General features: G+C 39.3%; 24 protein-coding genes. 8 read left to right on the top strand and 16 right to left on the bottom strand.

What is annotated here, in order from left to right:
- Positions 1–16: 16 nt before the first annotated feature.
- The 6 genes from rodA to ACO05G_RS17125 form a co-directional block, all read right to left on the bottom strand.
- Positions 17–1,285, bottom strand: a complete 1,269-nt coding sequence (rodA, locus tag ACO05G_RS17150) for a rod shape-determining protein RodA (RefSeq protein WP_421763844.1) — start codon at positions 1,283–1,285, stop codon at positions 17–19.
- Positions 1,254–3,077, bottom strand: a complete 1,824-nt coding sequence (locus ACO05G_RS17145) for a penicillin-binding transpeptidase domain-containing protein (RefSeq protein ID WP_421763843.1) — start codon at positions 3,075–3,077, stop codon at positions 1,254–1,256. Before ACO05G_RS17145 ends, rodA begins: the two co-directional genes overlap by 32 nt.
- Positions 3,074–3,559, bottom strand: a complete 486-nt coding sequence (locus tag ACO05G_RS17140) for a Rod shape-determining protein MreD (RefSeq protein ID WP_421763842.1) — start codon at positions 3,557–3,559, stop codon at positions 3,074–3,076. The genes ACO05G_RS17145 and ACO05G_RS17140 overlap by 4 nt, the downstream gene beginning before the upstream one ends.
- A gap of 26 nt (positions 3,560–3,585) precedes the next feature.
- On the bottom strand, positions 3,586–4,386 hold the full coding sequence (mreC, locus tag ACO05G_RS17135) for a rod shape-determining protein MreC (protein ID WP_421763841.1): 801 nt from the start codon (positions 4,384–4,386) through the stop codon (positions 3,586–3,588).
- A 6-nt stretch (positions 4,387–4,392) separates the two neighbouring features.
- The gene (locus tag ACO05G_RS17130) at positions 4,393–5,424 is read right to left on the bottom strand and encodes a rod shape-determining protein (RefSeq protein WP_348283128.1); all 1,032 of its coding nucleotides are present in this window, start codon (positions 5,422–5,424) and stop codon (positions 4,393–4,395) included.
- Between the two features lie 88 nt (positions 5,425–5,512).
- Positions 5,513–6,763, bottom strand: coding sequence for a TAXI family TRAP transporter solute-binding subunit (locus ACO05G_RS17125; protein ID WP_421763840.1), 1,251 nt, complete (start codon positions 6,761–6,763; stop codon positions 5,513–5,515).
- 242 nt (positions 6,764–7,005) lie between these two features.
- Between ACO05G_RS17125 and ACO05G_RS17120 the strand changes: the two genes are divergently transcribed.
- Entirely contained in the window at positions 7,006–8,928 is a 1,923-nt protein-coding gene (locus tag ACO05G_RS17120) for a CASTOR/POLLUX-related putative ion channel (protein ID WP_421763839.1), read from the top strand.
- Here ACO05G_RS17120 and ACO05G_RS17115 read toward each other — a convergent pair.
- Entirely contained in the window at positions 8,925–9,098 is a 174-nt protein-coding gene (locus tag ACO05G_RS17115) for a hypothetical protein (protein ID WP_348283125.1), read from the bottom strand. The two genes, ACO05G_RS17120 and ACO05G_RS17115, sit on opposite strands and share 4 nt — an antisense overlap.
- A 181-nt stretch (positions 9,099–9,279) precedes the next feature.
- On the opposite strand from ACO05G_RS17115, the gene gdhA reads away from it, so the two are divergent.
- Entirely contained in the window at positions 9,280–10,629 is a 1,350-nt protein-coding gene (gene gdhA, locus ACO05G_RS17110; RefSeq protein ID WP_421763838.1) for an NADP-specific glutamate dehydrogenase, read from the top strand.
- Here the strand turns inward: gdhA and ACO05G_RS17105 are convergent.
- Entirely contained in the window at positions 10,626–11,222 is a 597-nt protein-coding gene (locus tag ACO05G_RS17105; RefSeq protein ID WP_348283123.1) for a class I SAM-dependent methyltransferase, read from the bottom strand. The genes gdhA and ACO05G_RS17105 overlap by 4 nt on opposite strands.
- A gap of 169 nt (positions 11,223–11,391) precedes the next feature.
- Between ACO05G_RS17105 and ACO05G_RS17100 the strand changes: the two genes are divergently transcribed.
- Both ACO05G_RS17100 and ACO05G_RS17095 read left to right on the top strand, forming a co-directional pair.
- Positions 11,392–11,724: a PadR family transcriptional regulator gene (locus ACO05G_RS17100; RefSeq protein WP_348283122.1), complete on the top strand. Its 333-nt coding sequence runs from the start codon at positions 11,392–11,394 to the stop codon at positions 11,722–11,724.
- A complete protein-coding gene (locus ACO05G_RS17095; protein ID WP_421763837.1) occupies positions 11,717–14,344 on the top strand; it encodes an ABC transporter permease in 2,628 nt (875 codons plus the stop codon). The genes ACO05G_RS17100 and ACO05G_RS17095 overlap by 8 nt, the downstream gene beginning before the upstream one ends.
- 1 nt (position 14,345) lies before the next feature.
- Here ACO05G_RS17095 and ACO05G_RS17090 read toward each other — a convergent pair whose 3' ends face one another.
- Positions 14,346–14,720, bottom strand: a complete 375-nt coding sequence (locus tag ACO05G_RS17090; protein ID WP_348283120.1) for an Hsp20/alpha crystallin family protein — start codon at positions 14,718–14,720, stop codon at positions 14,346–14,348.
- Between the two features lie 211 nt (positions 14,721–14,931).
- Here ACO05G_RS17090 and ACO05G_RS17085 point away from each other — a divergent pair, with 211 nt between their 5' ends.
- Both ACO05G_RS17085 and ACO05G_RS17080 read left to right on the top strand, forming a co-directional pair.
- Positions 14,932–15,519: a hypothetical protein gene (locus ACO05G_RS17085; protein WP_421763836.1), complete on the top strand. Its 588-nt coding sequence runs from the start codon at positions 14,932–14,934 to the stop codon at positions 15,517–15,519.
- 87 nt (positions 15,520–15,606) lie between these two features.
- Entirely contained in the window at positions 15,607–16,266 is a 660-nt protein-coding gene (locus ACO05G_RS17080) for a LiaF transmembrane domain-containing protein (protein ID WP_348283118.1), read from the top strand.
- 43 nt (positions 16,267–16,309) lie between these two features.
- Here ACO05G_RS17080 and ACO05G_RS17075 read toward each other — a convergent pair whose 3' ends face one another.
- The gene (locus tag ACO05G_RS17075) at positions 16,310–19,069 is read right to left on the bottom strand and encodes an alpha/beta hydrolase family protein (RefSeq protein ID WP_421763835.1); all 2,760 of its coding nucleotides are present in this window, start codon (positions 19,067–19,069) and stop codon (positions 16,310–16,312) included.
- 198 nt (positions 19,070–19,267) lie between these two features.
- Between ACO05G_RS17075 and ACO05G_RS17070 the strand changes: the two genes are divergently transcribed.
- Together ACO05G_RS17070 and ACO05G_RS17065 are read left to right on the top strand one after the other, a co-directional pair.
- Positions 19,268–19,645, top strand: coding sequence for a BlaI/MecI/CopY family transcriptional regulator (locus tag ACO05G_RS17070; protein WP_421763834.1), 378 nt, complete (start codon positions 19,268–19,270; stop codon positions 19,643–19,645).
- Entirely contained in the window at positions 19,645–20,862 is a 1,218-nt protein-coding gene (locus ACO05G_RS17065) for a M56 family metallopeptidase (protein WP_421763833.1), read from the top strand. Before ACO05G_RS17070 ends, ACO05G_RS17065 begins: the two co-directional genes overlap by 1 nt.
- Positions 20,863–20,914: 52 nt before the next feature.
- Here the strand turns inward: ACO05G_RS17065 and ACO05G_RS17060 are convergent, their stop codons facing one another.
- The 6 genes from ACO05G_RS17060 to nadC form a co-directional block, all read right to left on the bottom strand.
- On the bottom strand, positions 20,915–21,529 hold the full coding sequence (locus ACO05G_RS17060; protein ID WP_421763832.1) for a LysE family translocator: 615 nt from the start codon (positions 21,527–21,529) through the stop codon (positions 20,915–20,917).
- Positions 21,526–22,548: a hypothetical protein gene (locus ACO05G_RS17055; RefSeq protein ID WP_421763831.1), complete on the bottom strand. Its 1,023-nt coding sequence runs from the start codon at positions 22,546–22,548 to the stop codon at positions 21,526–21,528. Before ACO05G_RS17055 ends, ACO05G_RS17060 begins: the two co-directional genes overlap by 4 nt.
- Positions 22,549–22,555: 7 nt before the next feature.
- Positions 22,556–23,065, bottom strand: a complete 510-nt coding sequence (locus tag ACO05G_RS17050; RefSeq protein WP_421763830.1) for a hypothetical protein — start codon at positions 23,063–23,065, stop codon at positions 22,556–22,558.
- A gap of 72 nt (positions 23,066–23,137) precedes the next feature.
- A complete protein-coding gene (locus tag ACO05G_RS17045) occupies positions 23,138–23,614 on the bottom strand; it encodes a regulatory protein RecX (protein WP_421763829.1) in 477 nt (158 codons plus the stop codon).
- Positions 23,615–23,620: 6 nt separating this feature from the next.
- Positions 23,621–24,100, bottom strand: coding sequence for a YcxB family protein (locus ACO05G_RS17040; RefSeq protein ID WP_421763828.1), 480 nt, complete (start codon positions 24,098–24,100; stop codon positions 23,621–23,623).
- A 55-nt stretch (positions 24,101–24,155) separates the two neighbouring features.
- Positions 24,156–25,013, bottom strand: a complete 858-nt coding sequence (nadC, locus tag ACO05G_RS17035) for a carboxylating nicotinate-nucleotide diphosphorylase (RefSeq protein ID WP_421763827.1) — start codon at positions 25,011–25,013, stop codon at positions 24,156–24,158.
- Positions 25,014–25,037: the final 24 nt, after the last annotated feature.

Raw genomic sequence — 25,037 nt, 5'->3', positions numbered from 1 at the left:
GAAGAGCTCATTGAACTTACAATCGCTGTAACACTTGCATTCGATGAGCATCCAGTTTTAGAAAACTGAAAAGCAAGATTGTAAAAGCCCATAATGAAGAACCGCCATAACTAAAGAAGGGCAATGGTATTCCAATTACTGGAAATAGACCTATTGTCATAGCAATATTTACCGTAAAGTGGAAGAAAATTATTCCGATGACCCCATAGCCATAGACTCGTGAAAATGTAGACTTTTGTCTTTCTGCCAAGATTGATAATCTAATTAGCAGGGTACAAAATAAGGCCAACACCAAAATACTACCAACCCATCCATGCTCCTCACCAATGGTGCAAAAGATAAAATCCGTTGTTTGTTCTGGTACAAAATCAAATTTTGTTTGAGTTCCTTCTAAAAATCCTTTGCCTGCAAAACCACCAGAACCGATGGCTATTTTCGATTGAGTTACGTTCCATCCTGCACCAAGTGGATCTATGTTAGGGTTTACCAATGAAAGAATCCGCTTTTGTTGGTGCGGTTGTAATACATCGGTTAAGATGAAGTCTACACTTCGTACTGCGAATGTCACCACTATCGCCGATACAACAATGTAAAGAAGGCGCTTAGGATTTCTGGCATTTAGACCTAAGAAAAGCAATGTCACAATTGCTATACCAGCTAATATTACAGTTTGGCTTACCAAAAGTGTAAGTAGGAAAACCGCGAATATAGAAACTGCCACTATCAGAAGAAGTGGTGGCATCCCCTCCCTGAACATTGGTACTACCAATGCAGCAAAAACAAGTGCTGTCCCCGTATCACCCTGTAGAATGGTAAGTCCCATAGGCAGAAGAATTATTGCAAAAGAAACTGCTAGTGTATTGAGGTTCGTTAGTTTCCTTGTAGAATGGTCCAGGTATTTGGCCAACGCAAATGCAGTAGCAAATTTTGCAAACTCCGAAGGTTGAAGACCAAAGCCACCTATTCCAACCCACGATTTTGATCCCGCTACCTCCTTACCTCCAATTAGAATAAAAAGCAACATCGCCATAAAGATGCCATACGTGATATAGGCGAATGAGTCGAAGAACTTGTAATCAAAGAAAAAGATTGTAAATGCTATTGCTACAGATGTGAGTATCCAAAGCATTTGTCTACCGGCGCTTGTCTGTATATCAAACAGACTTTGGTTAATCTCAGGGTCATATTCTGCTGCATAGATATTCAACCAGCCCGCTAGCACTAGCGCTGCGAAAAGCAGGACAGAAGTCCAATCAATTTTCTGCGATAGTGAGTCTTGGCGCATTTTTAGGTAAGTATCTTTCTTCTAAAACATAATTTTCTAACCAGGGTCTTGATATCGACCCTAAAACATACTTTTCCGCTAACAAACTTGCAACTGAAACTGCGGCTCTTCCTCCTTGCCCTGCATTTTCAACATACGCAGCAATCGAGATTTTCGGATTATCCATTGGCGCAAAACCCATGAAACCAGAATGATCCTCGCCGTGAGGGTTTTGAACAGTACTTGTTTTACCTGCAAGCTTAAGGGTGTCTAAATAACCTCTGATTCCTGATCCGCCTTTGACTACTTGCTCCATCCCAAGAATTATAGGATCAAAGAGTTCGGGATCAAATGGAAGAATCTCCTTTTTGATATTTGGGTTTGGCCAACCTTCAATCTTGTCTACAACATGTGGTGTAATGAAATACCCTTTGTTTGCAATAATCGCACCCAGATTAGCCATTTGAAGAGGTGTAACCAACAGCTCCCCTTGCCCAATACTTAGCGAAGCGATGTTGGAATATTTCCAGCGTTTTGCCCCATATATCCGATCATAATATTCAATACTCGGTACATTCCCTTTAATTTCATTCGGTAAGTCAACCCCAAGTTTTCGACCCAGCCCAAACTCCTTCACATGTTCCCGCCACTTTTCAAATCCAATTCTGGAATCTATGAAAGCGCTTTCATCTGCCCCTTGCTGTACCATCCGTCGCATTATTAGATAGAAATAGTTGTTTGACGACTTAGTAATGGCTTTCACCAAAGCATATCGTCCCGGAGGGGCCAGGTCCCCAATATTACTGTGATCTACCTTTATTATTTCATCGGCCGAAAGCACTTTTTCGTGCATTGCGACAATTCCTTGAATGGTCTTAAACATTGAACCCGGAGGATACCTCGCTTGAAGGGGTCTATTCAGAAAAGGCTTATTCTCATCTTTATTCAGCTCCGAAAAGTTCTTACCAAAATTTTTCCCGCTTAAGAGGTGAGGATCGTAAGATGGTGCCGAAACCAATGCCAAAATCCTTCCTGTAGAAGGTTCAATTGCTACTACACTCCCAACCTTACCCTCCATTAGTCGCTCCGCGTACTGCTGCAGTTCCAAATCGATAGTAAGATGAATATTTTCACCAGATTTAGGTAGCGTATCGTATTCACCGTCTCTATAATCATCCTTAATAACCCCTTGCACATTGACCACCTTATATGAAGCACCTCGCTTCCCTCGCAAATAATCTTCATAGGATTTCTCAATTCCACCAATTCCAATATAATCACCGGATCGATAGTATTTTGTAGTATCTCTGTTAAGAAAGCTTCCGCTAACCTCACCAACATAGCCTACGACATTGGCGAGTGATTTTGTATTATAAGACCTAATCGTTCGAGGCAGTACGTAGAAACCAGGATAATTTATGAGTTGATCCTGCAATTTGGCAAAGAGCTCATCCGAAATTTGCCCCACTAATTTTGAAGCTAAAATTGAAGAATACTTTTCCGCTTTTATAAGCTTTTCATTTAACTCTTCTCTATCAATCTCAAGAAGATTGCAAAATGCAACGGTATCAGTAATCTCCGCCTCTTTAGGCACGATCATTAGATCGTAAACCGGAGAGTTATAAATAACTAGACTATCGTTACTATCGTAGACTAATCCTCTAAACGGATATTGAACAATTTTTTGAACAACATTATTTTCTGCCGCTACCTTATAATCTTCTTCTAAAATTTGAATATAAAAGAGTCTGACCGCAAATATGGTAACCGTGAATACGATCAGTCCCCTGATGATAAAACTTCTCCCTCTCATGTTCTCCTCCTATTCGGTGTTATTGCAAAATTGATCACTAGTATGATCACACCACTAAAGATAGTGCTGAAAAACACTTTACTCAAGACCAACACAAATAAATGAAACCCTCCATTTTCCACAAAAAAGATAATAAAGTGATGCACAAAAATGAGAGGAAAAATATAGTAGATAAAGCCGGACTTTTTAAGGCTACCCACATTTAGATTTATCACTTCTTGGTAATCGTCATTTACGATATTCAACCAAAAACCTCTAATGAACATAATAAAAACTGAGGCTGAGGCGTGGATACCTGGTGTATCTGTGAAAACATCAACCAGAAGTCCAATAAAAAAACCTATAATTAAAAGATATGACCGACCAAGTGTGCGAGGCAACAGAAGTAAAAAACCAACATAGAAAAAACCAAATGCTTTATCAAAAAGTGTGATTCTGTGAACAAGCGGAAGTTGTACAACCAGCAGCAGTATTAGATTCAAAACTTGTTCTTTGATGCTAACTCTTGTCATTGCACTTGTAAAGAGTCTTTCTCTTGTTTTAGTAAATCCTTAATTACGAACACCTGGTACAGGCTGGTAAAATCTGTAGCGAGTTTAATCTTGGCTTCAAAAAAAGTCATATGCTCTTCAAGGTGTATTTCGTCAACAATTCCCACAAGGACATTTTCTGGGAATACAGAGTTGAAACCTGAAGTAACAATAGAGTCTCCTTCTTTGAGCTTAATATGCCGTGGAATATATTTCAAACTAGCTCTGTCATATACCAGCTGATCCCATTGTACTGTACATTTTGTGTCAGTTCTCTTGACTTTGGAAGAAACTAAAAGCTTTGGATGGAGCAATGAGTAGATCGTCGCAAAATTATTGGTGACTGACTTAACTTGTCCCACAACTCCAAAAGGAGAAATCACACCCATTCCAACCTCTATACTATCCAGCTTGCCTGCTGAAATCGTGATATAGTTTGCACTCCGATCAAATGTGTTATTTATCACCCGGGCCCCTATAACCTGATACTGCTCCACTGTATCCAGTTGTGAGTATTTTTCGGTTCTTAGGGAACTGAGCTCTTGTTGAAGCTTTTCATTTTCAAGCATCAGCTGTTGGTTAGCTTCTGCTAGTTGAAAATAATCGCTAATGTTATCGGACGTTTGCGTCAAGGATGCGGCAGCCTCATTACTTGAGTTGAGGAAAGCTGCGTTGTGTCTGTAATTAAAATTTACCAGAAGCCACACACTTAGGATTTCCAAGCCGAGAAAAACGGCTATCTCTCGTTGTTGGTAGAGGAAATCTAAAAGCCTTTGCATTCAGTTCTAGGTCATCAATACCGCTTTGAATTGATTTATGTTCTTAAGAGCTGTGCCTGTTCCACGAACAACTGCTCTCAAGGGATCTTCAGCAATATGGATTGGAAGTTTTGTTTTCATAGCTAAGCGCTTATCTAAACCTCGTAGCATTGCGCCTCCTCCGGTTAGATAAATTCCATTATCGTAGATGTCTGCTGATAGTTCAGGTGGAGATATTTCTAGAGCTTTAAGAACCGCTTCTTCAATTTTGGAAACAGACTTGTCTATCGCAAAGGCGATTTCAGAATAAGAAATTTTTATCACCTTAGGAATTCCCGTCATTAGATCCCTACCTCTAATTTCGTAATCTTCGGGAGCATCTTCTTCAAGCTCAGTCAAAGCAGACCCTACCTCAATTTTAACCTTCTCAGCTGTTCGCTCTCCAATTAAGAGGTTGTGCTGTCTTCTCATGTAATCAAGTATATCCTTATTAAAAGAATCTCCCGCTACACGAATAGATTGATCACATACAATGCCACTCAGGGCAATTACAGCAATCTCTGTTGTACCTCCTCCAATATCCACAACCATACTTCCTATCGGCTGATCAATGTCAATCCCGATTCCAATAGCCGCGGCAATTGGCTCATGAATCATGTAGACCTCCTTAGCTCCGGCATGTTCTGCCGAATCCCGAACAGCTCTTTTTTCAACCTCGGTGATCCCAGAAGGAATGCAAATGATCATTCGGTGCGATGCAGGCAGAAAACTTTTCTTACCTCTATCCATCATTTTGATCATCCCACGAATCATGTGTTCTGCAGCATGGAAATCTGCAATCACACCATCCTTTAGGGGACGGATAGTCTTAATATTTTCGTGCGTTTTTTCATGCATTTGCATAGCACTCCTGCCAATCGCCAAGACCTTGTTGGTGTTCTTATCAATTGCAATAATTGAAGGTTCGTCTACCACAACTTTATCCTTACTGATGATCAGTGTATTGGCAGTACCTAAATCGATAGCTATGTCGCTCTGGAAAAAATCAAAAAGACCCATGAATGCTCACTCAGAATTTGTGCACGAATTTAGGTTCGTTTTTGCATAAAAACTAAAGCATCAGAGAATACTGATAAAACTTTCATTTTTAGCTAGTTGCCTTCGTCTGTTTCATCTTGATTAATCGCATTTTTCCACGTAGCTCATTTATCGTTTCTTTGGATAACTCCATATAAATTCTAAAGCTGTCATTAGCCACCAGTTTTTCAGCAATTAGCATTTCGAAAGCCTTATTTTGCGCACGTTGAACTCTTTTCACCTGAGTCATGCCCTCTTGAATTTGTTTAATTTTAGGGATTGTGTTTTTGATGTTCATCAGATCTTCATAGAATTCATCAATCTTATCTTTCTTTTTCTGAGCCTGCCATTTAGTCAATGAAACAAGGCCACTAAAAACAGCGATCACAATCGATAAAATTACTCCTCCCAATTCAGCATATCTTTCAAGAAAGCTGGGTTCATCTCTATCAAGAAAGGTTCGGGCTCCCTCATGTAGTGGAATGTTGAGAATCCCTTGATTAAAATCTTCTTTTAAACCATGAAATAATAGCGGATCTATAGACGTAAATACCTGCCTGTTTCTCAACATGGTTTTTGAAAAATCGTTGACGGTGACTTCCAATAGTCCCGATCGCACAACCATAATTAAGTCTACCGATAATGTGACAATCGGCTTAGTGGTAAATCCCCAGTAGGAATTCTGTGGAATAACGAAAGGAGAAAGTCGGGGATATTTCAAAGCAAGACCTTCAACAATTGATGCAGCTCCTAAATTAGTCACATCATCAAATGAAAATAGATTAAATCCTTCATAGCCTTTTAGTTTATCCAACGTGAACAAATTGGTTAATTCAACTACAATATCTGCAGCAGGCATCTCAAATGTGACAGATATTCTGGAGGGATCCAATCCGTAAAAATCGAAAAGATCCATCATAAGATTATAGGTAGGTGACTCCTCTCTTCCTATATAAATAAGCCCTGAGTAGATCAGTGATTCAAAAGAAGTTCCATCTAACCCCTCTTTGTAAAATATGTGTAAAACTTCCGAGTAAACTGAAAATGCGGAATTGATTCCCGGTTGATAATTAACATAGTTTTCTACTAAAGCTATATCTGCACTTTCAGAAACAAGGCTATCCAAATTAGCATCCGTACTAACTCCTTTTATTAGTTTGATATCAACATTATAGAATTCTCCCTCCAGGAGTTCTTCCATTTTCAGTGCAATTTCTTCGTTGGGTCCCTCATCATTATAAATGAAGGTAAAAGTGGTAAGCGTTGGGTTACAGGAAGTTATAAAAGTAACAGCCAGAATAAGCGTAATTATCTTCTTCATAGGTACCATTTTACGGGCTTTTTAAAGATAGTGCCAAATTATTTGTGTCTGGAGTTTGACACTTGGTGTTACATCGAAATTCTCGCCAGTCATAAATTTGCATTATTTTAGGAGTAGTTTTGCTATCAGTGTCGGAGGCATATTGTTTTTTGAATGAAAACAAGCTGGTTTATTCGGCCATTCATCGCTAAAAGCAGATTTAATTTAAACGATTAAAAAGGTAGCAAAAAAACAGACAGGATATGAAGAATATTTCCTTTAAGGATAGACTCAAATACCGATTTGACAGTTTTGTTTCTCAAGGTACTATTTCCATGATTAAAGGTTTGGGAGTAATTACTATTGTAGTGATTGTCCTCTTTGGTGCCTCTCTACTGCTGCTCGGGCTACACCCTGATCATGAATCAAACTTCAATATTTTCGAATCTTTCTGGGTAAATCTTACTCATGCGTTAGATCCTGGTGTTCTTGGTAATCATGATGAAAACTGGCCTTTCAGACTTTTCATGTTACTAACTACTGTAATAGGTCTGGTAATCATTTCCACATTAATTGGATTGGTATCGAATGGTATTCTTACCAAACTAGAGGTGCTAAGGAAAGGGCGTTCATTCGTGATAGAAAGAGATCATGTGCTTATTCTGGGGTGGTCTTCTAAAATATTTACCATTATCCCTGAAATTGTCGAAGCAAACGAAAATCAAAAACGTGGAGTAATTGTAATCCTTGCCGACATGGATAAGGTGCTGATGGAAGATGAGATAAAGGATAAAGTTGGCAATACTGGCAATACGGTAGTGATTTGTCGAACAGGTAATCCCATTGATGTACATGATCTTAAAATTGCTAATCCGTTTGATACTAAGTCAATTATCATTCTGGATAAGGAAAATGAAAATTCGGATAGTCAAATTATAAAGACCATTGTCGCAATTGTGACAGATCCGAAAAGGGAGAAACTTCGAGGACCGGCAGATGTTCGTCCATACCATGTCACTGCTGAGATGGAGGATAAGAAGAACTTCGACGTGGCTAAAATGGTAGGTAAGGACGAAGTAGAACTTATTCTTTCAGATGAAATCATTTCCAAAATCATGGTCCAAACCAGTCGCCAGTCTGGTTTGAGTGTTGTTTATCAAGACCTGATGGACTTTGATGGTGATGAAATTTATTTTGAATCTGCTCCTGCTTTAGCCGGGAGCACGTTTAGAGATGTCCTTTTTGCATACGAAGATTCAGCCATCATGGGTATTCAGTTTGCTGATGGCACTGTAGCGATTAATCCCCCAATGGAGACTGTGTTCAACGAAGGAGATAAAGTGATAGGAATCACTGAAGATGATGATACGCTAATTCCGAATGTTGACCAGCAGGTAGACCCTCATGAAGCTAAAATTGTATACACTGAACCTGAACCACAAGCTCCAGAAAAATTACTAATAGTAGGCTGGAATAACAGGGCCAGATACATCATTCAGGAACTTGATAATTATGTTCCAAACGGATCAGAAGTAATAATTGTCTCTAAATTTCCAGATGCCGAAAAAACAGTCAATGCACTAAAAAGTCGTGTTCAAAACATCAATATAAGCTTTCAGGTTAAAGACACTACCGGTAGAGAAACGCTAGAATCCATGGGGCTTGAGAACTATGATTATATAATTCTACTGTGCTACCAAAACTATTTCCCTATTCAGGAAGCCGATGCACAGACCTTAATCACGTTACTCCACCTAAGGAATTTCACTGAAATTAAGGGAAGTAAATATAAGATTGTAAGCGAGATGCTTGATATCAGAAACAGACAACTTGCGGATATTACCAGCGCAGATGACTTTATTGTAAGTGATAAGCTGATTAGTTTATTGATGAGTCAGGTTTCTGAGAACAAGGATTTGATGCGAGTGTTTGAAGATTTATTTGATGCAGATGGATCAGAGATTTACATCAAGCCTGCCAGAGAGTATGTTCAAACGGGGGTTACAATGAATTTTTATACCATTCTTGAATCGGCAGCACGAAAGAATGAAGTAGCGATTGGTTACCGAAATATAGCGAAAGCAAAGTTTGCGGATGAACAATATGGTGTAGTGCTCAACCCTAAAAAATCTGATGAATTTGAACTGGAAGAAAACGATATGGTTATCGTTCTTTCCGAAGATTAGAAGCTATTCAGTGCTTCTCTAATCTGTTTCATTGCTTTTCTTCTATACAACCTTGTGTTATGGTTGGTCGGCTCAATGTTTTTGATGTAATGTAATACATCATTCTTTTGATGACCATTTAAGTGCTGTACGGAAGAAATAATTTCGCTTTCGAGCTTTAAATAATTCATGGTACAAGTGGTTTATATACAAACTAATTTACGATGCAATTGTTAGTCAGGTTTTATCCTAATATTGTATTTCGATTAAACTCGACTATTCTATATATTAAATATTCGTAATATTCCATGAATTTACCGGACGGTAATACGTAAAAAACACCTAAATTCAATACATCAAATAAACTAACCAATGTCAGATCACTCTAAAGAAATCTCGCAGTTTGTAGACAGCATTGCGAAAAAAAACCCCAACGAAACAGAATTCTTGCAAGCCGTAGAGGAAGTGGCAGAGACCATTATCCCTTTCATTGCAGATAAACCTAAATACAAAGAATCCAACATTTTAGCTACTATGTGTGAGCCGGAGCGTGTTTTTATGTTCCGTGTACCATGGCTAAACGATAAGGGGGAAGTACAGGTCAATAGAGGCTATCGTGTTCAAATGAACGGAGCGATAGGTCCGTACAAAGGTGGATTAAGGTTCCATCCCTCGGTAAACCTAAGTATTCTTAAGTTTTTGGCGTTCGAGCAAACATTTAAAAATAGCTTGACCACACTACCTATGGGTGGCGGGAAAGGCGGCTCAGATTTCGATCCAAAAGGAAAAAGTGATAACGAAGTAATGAAGTTCTGTCAGAGCTTCATGACTGAACTGAGCAAATACATTGGACAGTTTACAGATGTTCCTGCCGGTGATATTGGTGTTGGCGGAAGGGAAATCGGATACCTCTTTGGGCAATACAAAAGAGTACAAGGAGAGTTTACCGGTGTGCTAACGGGAAAAGGATTGCAATACGGTGGATCTCTTATTAGACCGGAGGCAACAGGGTATGGATGTGTCTATTTCAGTAAAGAGGTTTTAAAATTTAAAGGTGATTCGCTCGACGGTAAATCCGCAATCGTATCAGGATCTGGAAACGTAGCTCAGTTTACGGTTGAAAAATTACTTCAAAATGGTGCCAAGGTTCTCTCAATGTCAGATTCAGGTGGAACCATCTACGATAAAGATGGGATTAATGAAGAAAAGCTTGAGTTTATTAAAGAACTGAAAAATGTGAAGCGGGGACGTATTAAGGAATATGCAGACAAGTTCAAAGCTGATTATCATGAAGGGAAGACTCCTTGGGACATCAAATGTGATATCGCATACCCGTGTGCAACACAAAATGAACTCCAATTAGAAGATGCCAAAACCTTGCAGAAGAATGGATGCATTGGAGTATTTGAAGGGGCTAATATGCCTTGTACAGCGGATGCAATTGAGCTTTTTAAGGAAAATAAAATGATGTTCAGTCCGGGCAAAGCATCAAATGCCGGAGGTGTAGCCACATCAGGACTGGAGATGTCTCAAAACTCCTTAAGACTTTCCTGGACAAGGGAAGAAGTAGATGAAAAGCTTAGAGGCATCATGAAAGACATTCATGACAACTGTGTGAATCACGGTCAGGTAAGTAAAGACTATGTCGATTATGTAAAAGGAGCAAACATTGCAGGTTTCGTAAAAGTCGCTGATGCAATGCTGGCCCAGGGAGTTGTCTAGCGTTTTTTGAGGCATAAAAAACTTTGTGCTCGCTCATGGTGATGCACTACTGTTCTTAAGGGTTCGACTTCATCGAACCCTTTTTTTATTGCATTGTACAATTTATCTGTAAGAGCAAATCTGACCTTTGTATCAGGAAATTCATATTGACCATTCTCCAAAGGTTTGCCAATGTTGGTGCCTACAAGGGAATCCATGGTTATGTAAAGGATACCTCCTTTTTTAAGAAAAGATTTGAGTTTATCCCACATCTCGAAAAATTGTTTTTCCGATTGAGAAAAATGAAGCAATCGACTACAAATAACTAAATCAAATTTATGGGTTGGTTTGACTGTGAGAAAGTCACATTCAACAAAATGTGCTCCTGCTATTTTCATGGAATTTGCCAGGTATGAGATCAACTTCAACTTTGATGCATCCGTATCCCATCCATGATATTCGAAACTATTTTGTAAAAAATACACGGCGTTTCTTCCTTCACCACATCCAACATCCAAGACTTTGGATCCTTCAGGGATTTTCCCCTTCAGGATGAGATCCATCAGGAAAAGGTCCATGTCGCCAAAAAAGTTATTAACCTCTTGAATCGTCATACCGCAAATTAATATGCTTAAGGATTAAAACGAATACGACAAAATCGAAACATATTACGTTCATATTCGTTATCGACAAAATCGAAACAAATATTGTAACCTATTATAAACGCCAGAGTAACTCATTGTAAACAGATGATAAGGGTGACCGCTGGCAAAAGTTAAAGACATGAAAGGAACAAATCTTGGAGAATTAGAGGAGCTGGTCATGCTGTCAGTGGGCATATTATATGACGATGCATATGGATTGGCGATTCAAAAAGAGATAAAGGAGCGCTGTAAAAGATCCATTACCATCAGCACAGTTCACTCTGTGACGAGCAGACTCGAAGAGAAAGGATACTTAAATGCCAGGTATGATGGTGCTACCCCTCAAAGAGGTGGTAGAAGGAAAAGGTTATTTAGACTAACCTCTGCAGGTCAGGCTGCAATCGTGAAAATGCGTGAAATGCGTGAAAATATGTGGGATGCAATTCCTGAAATAGCCTTAGGCAATGGATAAAAAATCAAAGCTACTTTCAACGACGAGCAACTGGCTTGAACGATTTTGCAAGCCTTCAATTGTTGAAGGAATCATCGGCGATTTGGAAGAAGCTTTTTATGAAAATATTGAAAACAAAGGGGCCTTTAGGGCTAAAGCAATTCACCTGTTTCAGGTGATTGGATTTTTAAGGCCCAGATTTAGAAGAAGATCAAAACACTCAAACTTTGAAGCTATGATACGTAATTACCTAATTGCTACTATTCGAAATCTAAGTAAAAACAAGTTCTACGCTACCATTAACATCTTTGGTCTAGCAATTGGAATGGCTGCCGGATTTATGATTCTCCAATATGTCTATCATGAGTTCACTTATGATTCGTTCATTGAAAATAAGGAGAACATTTACCGGGTTCAAACCAATAGATATAACCAGGGTGAACTCTCTACGCAATGGGCGGCTGGAGCGGCTGGAGCAGGGAATCTACTACATCGTGATTTTCCGGAAGTGGTTGAATTTGTCAATTTAACCTCCAGCAGAGCTCAAATATCCTATGATCAAAAATACTTTGAGCTAACGCACCCCTATTATGCGGGTGCTAATTTCTTTGAGTTTTTCTCTATTCCTCTACTTAGAGGTGTGGATAGCACTGCCTTAAAAGAGCCAATGACAGTGGTGCTGAGCGAGTCCTTAGCCACAAAAATTTTTGGGAAGGCTGATCCAATGGGTAAAATCATCAAAATGAATGATGCTACAGACTTTAAAGTCACCGGTGTTTTTCCTGATTTTCCCGAGCGATCTCACATGAAGTTTGACCTTCTCTACTCATTTGAATCATTTGTAAACTTCACCAGTGATCAAGCAAGAACAGGTTGGAATTGGGACGGGTTTTTAAACTATGTAAAACTGCATCCGAATACTGACCCATCTATCCTTTCCGAAAAATTTGATCCCTGGTTGACAGAACTTATTGGTGAGGAAGATCAACGAAATTTTAGAATTGAGCTTGTCCTTCAACCACTTCCAAAAATTCACCTTACTTCTAACTATCGTGCTGAGATAAAACCGACTGGAGATGAGAAAACCACCTTCTTTTTGTTGATCATAGGCCTTTTTGTCTTATTTATTGCCTGGATCAATTACGTAAACCTGACAACCGCACGAGCACTAAGCAGAGCAAAAGAGGTAGGAATCAGAAAAGTAATGGGAAGCCATAGAGGACAACTAATAACGCAATTTCTCTTCGAGTCATTCTTCCTAAACATTGTTTCTTTTGCGACTGCTGCACTTATAGTGTTGCTTGTATTCCCAACGTTTAATGCTTTTGTTGGGAAGAGTGTATCCTATACCTGGCCGGATTCACCTGTGTTTTGGTTAGGTCTGGGTGGGGTATTTGTTTTAGGTCTTATCTTATCCGGATTCTATCCGGCATTTGTTCTATCAAACTTTAAACCCATAGCTGTCCTTAAAGGCAAATTTGCATCCAGCTCAAGCGGAAACAATCTTCGTAAAGGGCTTGTCACTTTCCAATTTTTAGCATCTGTCGTGCTCATCACAGGAACCTTTGTGGTGTATAAGCAGATGAATTACCTCCAATCTCAAGACCTGGGTGTAAGTATAGATCAGACAATGGTGATAAAAACTCCTTCATTTAGGAGCGATTCTGTCATGGCAATTAAGGATGCAGTTTTCAAGAATCGTATGGAGACCGACCCTGCAATCACTGGCTATACATCCTCCTCTGCTGTACCGGGAAGAACTCCTGACTGGAACGCCGGAGGTATCAGACTTTTAACTCAGGATGAATCACTAGCTAATCAATACCGTGTAATCGGCGCTAATGCCAACTTCCTGGATTTTTATGATTTGGAAATTGTAGAAGGTCGAGGCTTTGATGAAACATTCGGGTCTGAGGGAGTAAACGTGCTGTTTAATGAAGCTGCAATCGAACAAATCGGCTTTAAAGAAGCTGAAGAGGCGCTAAATAAAAAGATTCTTTTCTGGGGAGATACCTTCAATATAGTAGGTGTGGTGAAAAACTATCGCCAGGAGTCTCCAAAGCAAGCATATGATGCCATGATCTTTCGCTATTTTCCGAATACATCAGGCTATTATTCCGTCAAAATAAATACCGCAAACATGCAAGATGCGGTAGTGAATATGCAGTCGCATTGGGAATCTGCTTTTGATAATAAGGTGTTTGATTTTTTCTTTCTGGACGATTTCTATAATGAACAATATCAGGCGGAGGTCAAGTTTGGATCAATATTCGGGCTTTTCGCAATATTGGCCATATTGGTTGCTTGCTTGGGGCTCTTTGGCCTTGCCTCTTATATAACAAGTCTACGTTCAAAAGAAGTAGGTGTAAGGAAAGTGCTTGGGGCTTCTATAAGACAATTACTAAGGTTGTTAACGTGGGATTTTATCAAGCTTGTTGGTATCTCTATCATCATAGCTGCACCGCTAAGTTGGTGGCTAATGGATAATTGGTTAGCGGGATTCGAAAATAGAATTCCACTTGGTGTGGGGGTGTTCTTGATTCCTGCCATTACGATTGTGATGATTGCAATCTCAACAGTAGCTTTTCATACATTTAAAACGGCGCGGTTGAATCCTGCAGACACCTTACACGACGAATAATTTATGGCTTGTAGATATCGATCTCCTTTTGAAATCCTCCTGAAAATTCATTGAAGGGCATGATTACAACAAGGAGATCGTCTTCGAATTCAGCAGAGATATTTTCCAGCTCAACATCAGCCGAGATGGTGATCAGTCCCAAAATATTGGGAAGCGTAAACGCACTTTCGTGTACATTTTGGTAGACCATCAGGTCAGTTCCATTCACTTCTACCTTTAGATCATTTGGTTTAATCGTAGGTGCACTCACCTCCAACCGATAATGATCTTTCTCTGTGGTTTTTTTGAAGGTTGGAAAAACTGTCCCTCCATTGATTGAATTTACAATGTTGGCAGTTTCAGCTATTCTTCTACTTATATCTCTTTCTACTTTCATTTCTACTTCTATCTGTCATTCCCTAGGCAAAAGCCATTCCATAATCCGTTTCAGTCTCAATACTGTCAGCATGTCTGGCCATTAACTTCTTTACAGCCATTTTGGCTGGTTAATGAAATGCTACAATTCATCCAACGAAAGAAACATTCCATCATTTTATCTGTCCTTGAGATATTCTAAGAACATAAATTCACACTCAAATAAAAAAGCAATGAAAAGGACATTATTCATTTTATTTATCTCAACTGCATTTCTTGCGTCTAGTCAAAGCAATCGTCCAAAAACGCTAATAGGAAATGACCCGGAGGATATCTCCGGATTTGGTGCTGTGCTGTTTTCGTTTATGCCAGTTGATGGTCAGCTCTCAACACTAACAGGAGGTGGTGGAGCTGTGCTCTTTGATAACACCTTCTTTATTGGGGGTTATGGGCTTGGCCTTACCAGCAATAAAGAAACGATACTAAACGGTGAGGACTTTACTTCAAGCTTTGGTCACGGAGGATTTTGGCTTGGGTACAACATCAAGTCTGACGAATTACTACACTTTGGAATAGAAACTAAGTTAGGTTGGGGTGGTATTACCACACAGTCAGTTGTAACTAATCAAGAAGTCAATGTAGACGATGTATTTGTCTTTAATCCTCAGTTTTTTGGGGAGGCAAACATTGCTTACTGGTTTAAAATCAATGCTGGAGTGGGGTTTCAAAAAACCATCGGTGTAGATTCCCCATACTTTGATCCGGGAGATTATGATGGCCCAACTTTTGGGATCTCTCTCCTTTTCGGCTGGTTTAATTGACCGAAAAATCAATTAAATTCCCGTTAAGCTTATTAATAAACTATAGCAGAATTAAGTCTCGTTATTAAAACCTAAACTAAAAACACCATGTCAGCACCTAGCCGTAAACGAGCCGTTATTGGGCTCATATTCGTAATAATTGGAACACTATTTCTTCTTGATAATTTTGGTTACGATATAGACGTCCCCTATTATCTTTTCTCATGGCCAGCAGTTTTTGTTGTCCTTGGTGGTATCAACCTACTCTCTGGAAATAGACGATCCGCACTAATCTTTTTTGGATTAGCAACAATTTTCTATCTACACTATTATGATGTAATTAACCTAAGAGACGTCTGGCCTATCATTCTGATCATCATCGGCCTATCATTTATCTTAAGAAGAAAGTCAGGTCCTAGAAGTGTCGAGGAAAGCTCTGAAGATTTTTTTGATGAGGTCGCCATTTTTGGCGGAACAGAGCGAAAGTACGTATCTCAGAATTTTCAGGGAGGAAAAATAACTTGCATTTTCGGTGGGTCAGAAATTGATCTGAGAGGGTCCAAAGCTCAGGATGGTGCAGCAATTGAAATCTTCTGCATGTTTGGAGGAGTAGAATTAATGCTGCCGGATGATTGGAAAGTCCATATGGATGCGACAGCAATCTTTGGAGGGTTTAGTGATTCACGGAAAACCATTACGGAAAACCCTTCAGCCACCGTTCACATTAAAGGATTCACCATGTTTGGTGGCTGTGAAGTAAAAAACTAATATATCAAGACCTGAGCTAATCGCTCAGGTCTTATTTCTTTCTCTACTTATCTTCTAATAGCTCATACCCCTGATTGATGCCTAGCTCGGCAGCAGGAACACCGTCTCTCATCCATTTGGGCATGAGTTCTCCTTTGAGATAATAATCGAAGAATTGAGCTAACCTAATATTGAAATCAATTCTGTTTTGAACTTTGACCGGCCAGTGAGGCTCTCCTCTATAGTTCAATAACCAGGCAGGCTTTCCAAGTCTCCTTAACGCCCCAAAATATTCAATGCCCTGATACCACGGCACTGCTCCATCTTCGTCATTGTGTAAGATGAGAACCGGTGTTTGGACTTTGTCTACAAAGAATATCGGAGAGTTCTCAATGTAGCGAAGTGGATACTCCCATAGTGAGCCTCCAATTCGACTTTGTGTTCGCTCGTACTGAAACATTCTACTCAAGCCTGACCCCCACCTAATGCCTCCATAAGCACTGATCATATTGACAACCGGAGCTCCTGACTCTGCACATTTGAAGATGTTAGTCTCGTTGATAAGGTGGGCAATTTGATACCCTCCCCAACTATGACCCTGCACACCAATATTATCTTCATCCACAAAGCCTTTTTCTATTAAAGAAGTCACCCCAGGGATAACACAATTGTAAGCATCCTCACCCGGATACCCTGTTTTGTAATTAACATTTGGGTTGAAAATGAGATACCCACGAGAAGCATAGAAGCTATACGTAATCGTAGACCTGCCTGGATAGGGGTCTCTGTGTCTATTCAGCCCATTGGAGCTCTTCTCGTAGAAATTGACAATCATCGGATACTTCTTGCCAGGATCAAACCCCTCCGGCTTAACTAGCATTCCTTCCATTTTCTGCCCATCAAGTGAGGTCCAATTCACTAACTCAATAGTTCCCCATTTATATTCTTTTTGCTGAGGATTGATATCGCTTATTTTATTGATTGACTTGAATGAGAGGTTGGTGGCTTGAATATCCGGAAAAGTTTGAAAGTTTTCCTGTGTAAAAATCAGATTGCGATTATCACGTGCCTTATCAAAAGAGCCATATTGGTAATCACCGGAAATGAGTTTGGCAGGTGAGTTTTTACCATAAGTAAATGCAAAGAGTGCTTCACTTTTATCCTCCTCGTAAAACCCTGATAAGAGGAGTTTTTGGTTTTTCTTTATAAATCTTTCATCGTCATCTAGCTTAACATATCGGTAAGTTAATTTTTCGCTTCGTCCGTTTGGGGTTATCCTTTTTGGTTGAGTTTTTAGGCTCGGGTCAACCTCCCAGATATCATAGCGATCGTAGATCAATATTCGCTCATCATTTTCTGTCCAGCTCATTACACCATATGGCCATGGGTCTGAAGGCATATCATGAATTTCATTGAAAAAGGGGACTTGAAGGTTATTTGTCAGCTGAACAGTAACCTCCTCTGCAAAAGAATAAGCAAACCACGCTGAATCACTGTTATTATACCAATATGCATATTTGCCTTTAGGAGAAAGAGAAACAAAGCCGCGAACCGCCTCATCAATCTTTGTCTTATTTCCGGTATTCAAATCAACTTCAAACAAATCATTCAACGAATACCCCTCCCAAGTGATCAGCTTTCTATAGTTATAATTACTTAAGGCCAGTGCTGTATTCCCATCTCCTTCATCACTCACAATAACTCGGGAATAGTCTTCTCCCCCGAGCTGTACAATCTTATCGCTTATAGGATCATAATAGCTTAAATAACCAAACTTCAAATCACTTCCTTTTTGATTTTCCTGGTGCGTAAAAAGTCTTTGATCCTGGTAATTCCAAACCTCTACATTTACAATCTCATCATCTAGTAAAGCAGTATCCTGTAAAACCGGAAATTCCTTCACCTGAAAAAACATTCTTTTTCCTGATTCGGAGAAATAAGTGCTGAAATCTTTATTCACCATTAGCTCATCCAGATTCTCGTTTTTAGCGATGGTCTTACTGCTGTCCCATTCAGTCATGTAATAGTGTAAATGATAGTCTCGCTGCAGCGCTTTCGTTGTATCCGTGTCAGAGATGAACGAGAGCTGTGTTCCCTTTTTATCCCATGCCAACTGAGTGTATTCTCCCTTTGCCCGGAAAACTGGTTTGAAGTTTTTAGCTTCAAAATCAAATGTATAAACCCCTTCTTTTAAGGTGCTATCATTACCTGTGGTAGTCAAAGCAATCCCTGCGCCCTCCTCTGGAATTTCATAATCCAGCACATATGAAAACGTATATTCCGATTGATCATTGAGGTTTTTGATAACCAGGTCATAACCATTCTTTTTACTTCGTTTTTTCTCTTTCTTCTTGGTCGTATCAGGGGCTGGTTCGTATAAATAAACAACATAATCATCCCACTCTTTAGGTACTTTAAATGATTTAAGACCAGGGATTTTGGCTATGCTTTTATTCGCTAATGAATAGATCGCTAAGGTGTCCCCAGGTAGATCCTTTTCCTTGACCTTCCTACGCTTCATATCTCTTAACTCATCAAAATCCGGGGTAACTTTAAAAATCAGGAATTGAGAGTTGTTAGCGAAAGATGGGTTGTACGATCGGTCGTGTGATAGAACTACAGCACCATCGAATTGATGAAGCATCAATGATTCGTTTCCAAACCCATTAGGCTCAAGCGTATAAGCAATATGAGAACCATCATTGCTGATTAGCTGCCGCTCTACACTTCGCCAAATGTTGTATGCATCATGGTCTAGTGATTTTTTGTTTTGGCTAATTCCAAATAATGGAACAGCAACCAAAATAAGAATAAAGTTTTTCATGTATTTGTGATTTTCTTTCAGTCAAAGGCCTTCTGCCTCCGCAGAGGAACTAATACTAGCCAAAAAAACACCAGCAATCAACTTAAAATATATAGACGGTTGGTATACTGTTTTTCAGACAAAATAAAATACCTACTAAATAATTAGTAGTTTTACTAAATTCTTAGTAGAATTGTTCCGTCGAAAGAAATATAAGAAATGGAAGTACTAACCAAAGCTGAAGAAAAAGCAATGAAATTTCTTTGGTCAATTAAAAAGGGCTTGATCAGGGATGTAGTAAAAGAGTATGATGAACCTAAGCCAGCATATACCACTATAGCCACTATCATTAAGATCCTTGAAAAAAAAGGATTTGTAGGAAGGAGAGCGATAGCGAACACGTATGAATATTACCCACTCATTAAAGAGGAAGACTATTCAAAGAAGTATATGAAGTCATTCGTGAAAAGATATTTCTCTGATTCTTTTAAAAGCATGGTGTCAGCCTTCGGGACAAACGAAGAGTTAAGCACCAAGGATATGGAAGACTTAATTAAGCACTTTCAGAATCAAATTGATAAGAAAAAAACAGAATAATGGAAAGTTACCTACTTCAATCGAGTGTTACACTAGCAGGGTTTTACCTACTCTTCCGATTGTTAATAATTCGGGAAAACAATCAGCAAATGAAACGTTTTATGGGCCTTTTCATTGCGATATTCTGTGTATGTTTTCTTGTATTCCCAACACCTCAGCTTGGATCATCTCAGAATCTTCCCTTAGTTATGCAAGGGGCCATAGAAAGTGCTAGCGCTATTCAATCCACATTGAGCTATGCCACCGAAGAAAAAGTAAGCCCATGGATAATAATTTATACTGCCGGTGTTTGCGTCTTTTCCATTCGCTTCCTGGTAGGGATTTTTGGTATCCTCCAAATTTATGCTAATTCAGAAGTTAGCAAAAGGTGGGGCTTTGTTCTTGTTGAAACAGAAGCTTCAATCTCACCCTTTTCATTTTTCAATTGCCTTTTTATAAAAAAAGGAGATGCTAAAAAATCAGCGCTTGACCCGATCATTCTTCATGAGCAATATCATAGAGACCAACTTCACTCAGTTGACGCTATGCTATTGGAGATACTCACAATCCTCTTTTGGTTTAATCCATTTATATGGCTGCTTCAAAGGGATATCAAGGCAAGTCACGAGTTTCTGGCAGATGATTATGTGATCAGAATAAAAGGATTTGACAAGCTGGCTTATCAAAATTTGCTCTTCGAGGAACGAACGGGCATCTCATTTATGTCGGCAAATTATTTAAGCAATCAAACAAGTTTAAAACAACGATTTAATATGATGGAAAAAAGAAAAACTCACTCAAAAGCAAGCTTCCTTAGAGCCGGAATAGTTCTGTGTACTATGGTGCTGGTCACATTTATGACTTCATTTTCAATTCCCAGTCCTTTTAGGGACAATATGCCAGATATCAAACTATTCACCTCTACTGGAGAGATAGACGAAAAAAAAGGGATTTCTAAAACTACTGATAAGATTTATTTAAGAATGATTCCTGAAAAAGACAGTAAGTTTAAAGCCTATCGTTTGTCTCAAGTCAAAGTAACGTTTGTTTCTGACGGGGTGGGGCTATGGACTATGGAAGGGAAAGATGTATTTGACTTTGGTGTTAAACTTTCTGAAGTTGAGGGAAAGTGTGCGTTGGTATTTGAAGTCAAAGAATACATGACTCAAAACAAAAAAAATCAAGTAGAGAAAGTTAAACTAGAAAAACCATTTTACCTCAATGCCACCGTGTACTAAGTCACAGTGACCATTCTATCAAACCAGCTATTTTTTAGCTGGTTTTTTTATATCACATCACCAATTTCAATAAAAAGTACACCCCTAGTCCTAGCAAAATAAAGCCCGGCACCTTATGAACAAGAAAGGGATTGTCAGCAACCTTTGTGAAGCGTTTACCGGATGCATTTACCGTAAGCAACAGACAAAATGTTCCAGTAGATAGGCCTATTAGGTACATCCAAAAACCATATCCCTCAACATGAATCCATTGGTCGTTCTCCAGATAGGTGGTGATTGCCAGCCAAAATGGGATGGTCATTGGGTTCAGAAATCCCAAAATGAGGCCTCTCAAAAATCCGTGTCTACCAGTTACCTTGGTGGCAACCTTTACAGATGAAGAAGTTGATTTTGAAAAAATATTCGAAAAGCCCAAGCCTATAAGTGCGATGGAAGTTATGATTCTAAAATAGTCTGCAATAACCTCATTATTATTTAAGAATATATGAAACTGAACCGTGACTCCAGCATAAAGAAACTCAACCAAAGATGCTGCCAATGCAAAGAATACTGCCGCTCTTCGTTTATTTAAAATGGCCAGCTGCATTACGGAAACATTAATAGTTCCGGGGGGTATTGAGCCAATGTAGCTTACAACAAAAGCAACCAGAAGGGTCTGTAAAATCATGGGTTGGTAAGCAGGCGATTATACTCACGGTGCGATTTCCATTTTTTGAAGCCCTGCTTAAAACTCCAGTAGGAATGCCCTTTTTTTCTATTTAGGGCGCTAATATCCGACAAAACCTTCAAATGCCAAAGGATGTCTTTATATGCCGTGATCAAAGAATATCCGGGTTGATAAATATGGCCTGGTTCAGCTCCCGCCCCATTCAGCTCCAGGATTTTAAAATTCCTTAGCTCGCGGAGATCTTCATATGAATCACATCTCAAATCAAACCGTCCAAAATAAAAATCCGAAATTTGATCTGCTAACGCATTAAAGGCTTTATTCAATCGCTCATCAATTTCAGCGTTATCGTTCAGAAACATGGTTCCTCTGCAATGATTGCCGATGGGTTCTACCACAATTTCCTCTCCGATTTCTAGCACTCGATCGCCATTATTCCTTAAATATTCACTGTTTAAATCTGCTGTCAACAAGGCACGTTCTTTCTTCTTAACCAGCTCAGTGATTGTACTTTTTCCATCTCCAGTTACTTTCAAAAAATTCTTCCTTACAATGGAGGTAATAAGCCCCTCTCTATCCGGATACTTGATATAAAATACCCCTAATTCAATCGGATAGTCTACCATTTCCTGAAGAAGGAAGTTGACTGGGCACTTTGCGACATACTCTTTTAGTTGAGTCTGGTCATCTAGTTTCTTGACCCACACACCCCTTTCACCGATATCTGGCTTAGCAATGAGAGGGAAGCCAATCTTCTCCGCTGTAAGGGATGCTCGTTCCAAATCATTTTGCTGAATTAAGGTCGTTTCAGGAATGTACTCAGATGGAACCAATTCAAATATATCGGACTTCTTTTCACCAAACATTCCGCCAAAATCAATTGTCGGGTTAGCCGCTGTAAAAAAGAATAGAGAACGATGCTTAATCGCTAACCATCCGTAATAAAAGAATACGGGAAAATACAGAATGGAAAAGGGCCAGTATTCCCAGTTTTTCACTTTAACCAGAAATTTTTTCAAAATTTGATTAATTAGCCTGTGTGCTTTCCCTATATCGAATGGTTGAACTGGCAACTCCAAAATTCTCAGGCAACCTGATGTAGTTGAGTGATTGCTTAACAGCTACCTTAAGCAACGCCATGTGGTGAATGACATGCTCGATATTATAAGCCAACTCACGATAAAAGCTACTTTTCATTTGAATATTTGCTCCCTCTTTATCTGTATAGTTAGCTTCAAAAGTCAATTCAAAATCCTGCTCATTCTTGTCGAGAAATTCAATAATCGATGAAATAACGCTCCTAGCTAGCTTGCCATCAGTTTCTATTAACGTGTCGTGTTTTCTTTGGTCATAGTTAACCTTCCCATCATTTTCTGCCTCGAAAAGACAAATGAAAAATTCTAACGTGTGTCTGATATGCTGACCAAAAGTAGAATTGCTTAGTTCGGGAAGAGGTTTTGAAAAATCCCTTTCATGACAAGCTTCTATGATTTGATCTAGTTGGGTAAGGAGGTCCTTAGCTGATATATGAAGCATAAAATAATATTCTGAAATTAAACTTACGGATTTTCCCGGTTTCGGATTTTAAAAAAAATGAAAAAAGTAATGCTAATGACCTTTTCCTTCCAGCTGGTTTATGGCATTCCAAATCAAATCTACCTCAAAACCCTTATTTGCCAGATACGCTAGGGTTTTCTGTTTTTGCTTTATGGGCTCCTCATTTTGAAGCTTCAACCATTTTGTTTTGGCAAGCTCAAACAGACGCTTGGTATATTTATCCGGGTCTATTCGATTGAGGGCACGCTGAACTACCCGCTCAGATAGTTTGTGAGAAAAAATATGTGCTTTAATTTTTTGTTTTCCCCACGAGTTGAATTCGAATTTGTCATTGCAGAAAGCATTGGCAAATCGTTGTTCATCCAGAAATCCTTGTTGAATAAGGTCGTCTACGATTTCCTGTGATTCTTCCTGAGATAGCCCCCAGCTTTTCAACTTTTCCAACAATTCATTAGGTGAACGCTCTCGTAACGCACAAAAACGTCCCGCTCTCTGCTTTGCCTCTTTAACACTTATTTCACGAGGCATAAGAACCTATTTTTCTACTATGTAGCCTTTACGCTTTAGCACAGTCTCGATGAAACGAATTTCATTCTCATTGTTGAAAACCTTGAAAGGTAAATGGATAAGCTGTGCCTTGCTGGCGTAGAACGTAAATGCATCTTTACCTTTTTTCGCACGCTTTATTTGATCCCATTTCATCGGCATGCCCTGCTTCGCATTCATCTTGATTAAGATCTGCTGCGAGGAAATTTCATAAGAAAGCTTTTGAAACATGAATTTTCCCTGCTCCAATTGGGTAATCCCCGCAAACTGAATCAACCAAAATAAAAGGTAGAGTGACAATGCGATGGACGCACCCGTAATCCACCAATGGCTTGGTGCGATAAAATAACCAGAGCAGATAGCCAAATAGATGAGAAAAACCCACCATTGTTGCTTCAATGCAGATTTAAATGCGATCCCAATATATTTCTTGGTTGGCAGTTGGTATTTTTTTGTTCGTACTATCATGACTCAATCAACGCTTTTTCTACTTCAGATAATGATTACACCGCGAATATAGAATTTAAATAGCTTTGAGACTCATATCTAAGCTTTTGTAAGAGTGTGTAAGTGCGCCTACAGAAATATAATCTACTCCGGTTTCAGCGATTTCAGCGATTGTTTTTTCCGTAATTCCTCCAGAAGCTTCGGTCTCAAATCGTCCACCAATCATTTTGATGGCTTGTCTGATATCTGAAGGTAGCATATTGTCCAGCATTACCCGCTGCACTTGTCCGACATCCAGCACCTCCTCTAACTCTCTTAAGCTCCTCACCTCAATCTCAATGTTTAGTTTGAGATTATTCTCGGTTAGATAGTGTACTGTTTGATTGATGGCATTTTTCACCCCTCCAGCAAAATCAATGTGGTTATCCTTGAGCATGACCATATCGTATAAGCCAAAACGATGGTTAACTCCTCCTCCGATCACTACGGCCCATTTTTCAGCTAACCTGAAAAGTGGAGTGGTCTTTCTGGTATCCAAAAGCCGAGCTTTGGTGCCTTTGATTAGCTGGTTCATGTGATGTGTGTAGGTTGCGATTGCGCTCATTCTTTGAAGGCAATTCAAAGCCAAACGCTCAGAAGACAAAATCGATCTTGAAGTTCCCTCTACTGAAAAGGCTATCTCACCATGTTCAATCGTATCTCCGTCTTTTTTATGAAAGTCCAGGACTAAATCTTTATCAACGTAGTTAAAGATTTTCTCAGCCAGTTCGAGACCGGCAATTACTCCATCATCTTTAATGATTAGATGGGCTTTGCTCTTGGCCTCCGCCGGAATAGATCCTAAAGATGAATGATCACCATCGCCAATATCTTCTGCCAGCGCTGCTTTGATAAAAGCATTAATGTTTTTGGTTGTTAAGTATGGTAAATTCATATTGGCGGATTAAAAAACACAGGC

Origin of the sequence: Ekhidna sp. (assembly GCF_965227465.1) — a bacterium.
In the GTDB taxonomy this organism is placed as follows: Bacteria; Bacteroidota; Bacteroidia; order Cytophagales; family Cyclobacteriaceae; genus Ekhidna.
The sequence above is the reverse complement of the archived record's forward strand: the minus strand, read 5'-3'. Positions and strand labels throughout refer to the sequence as shown.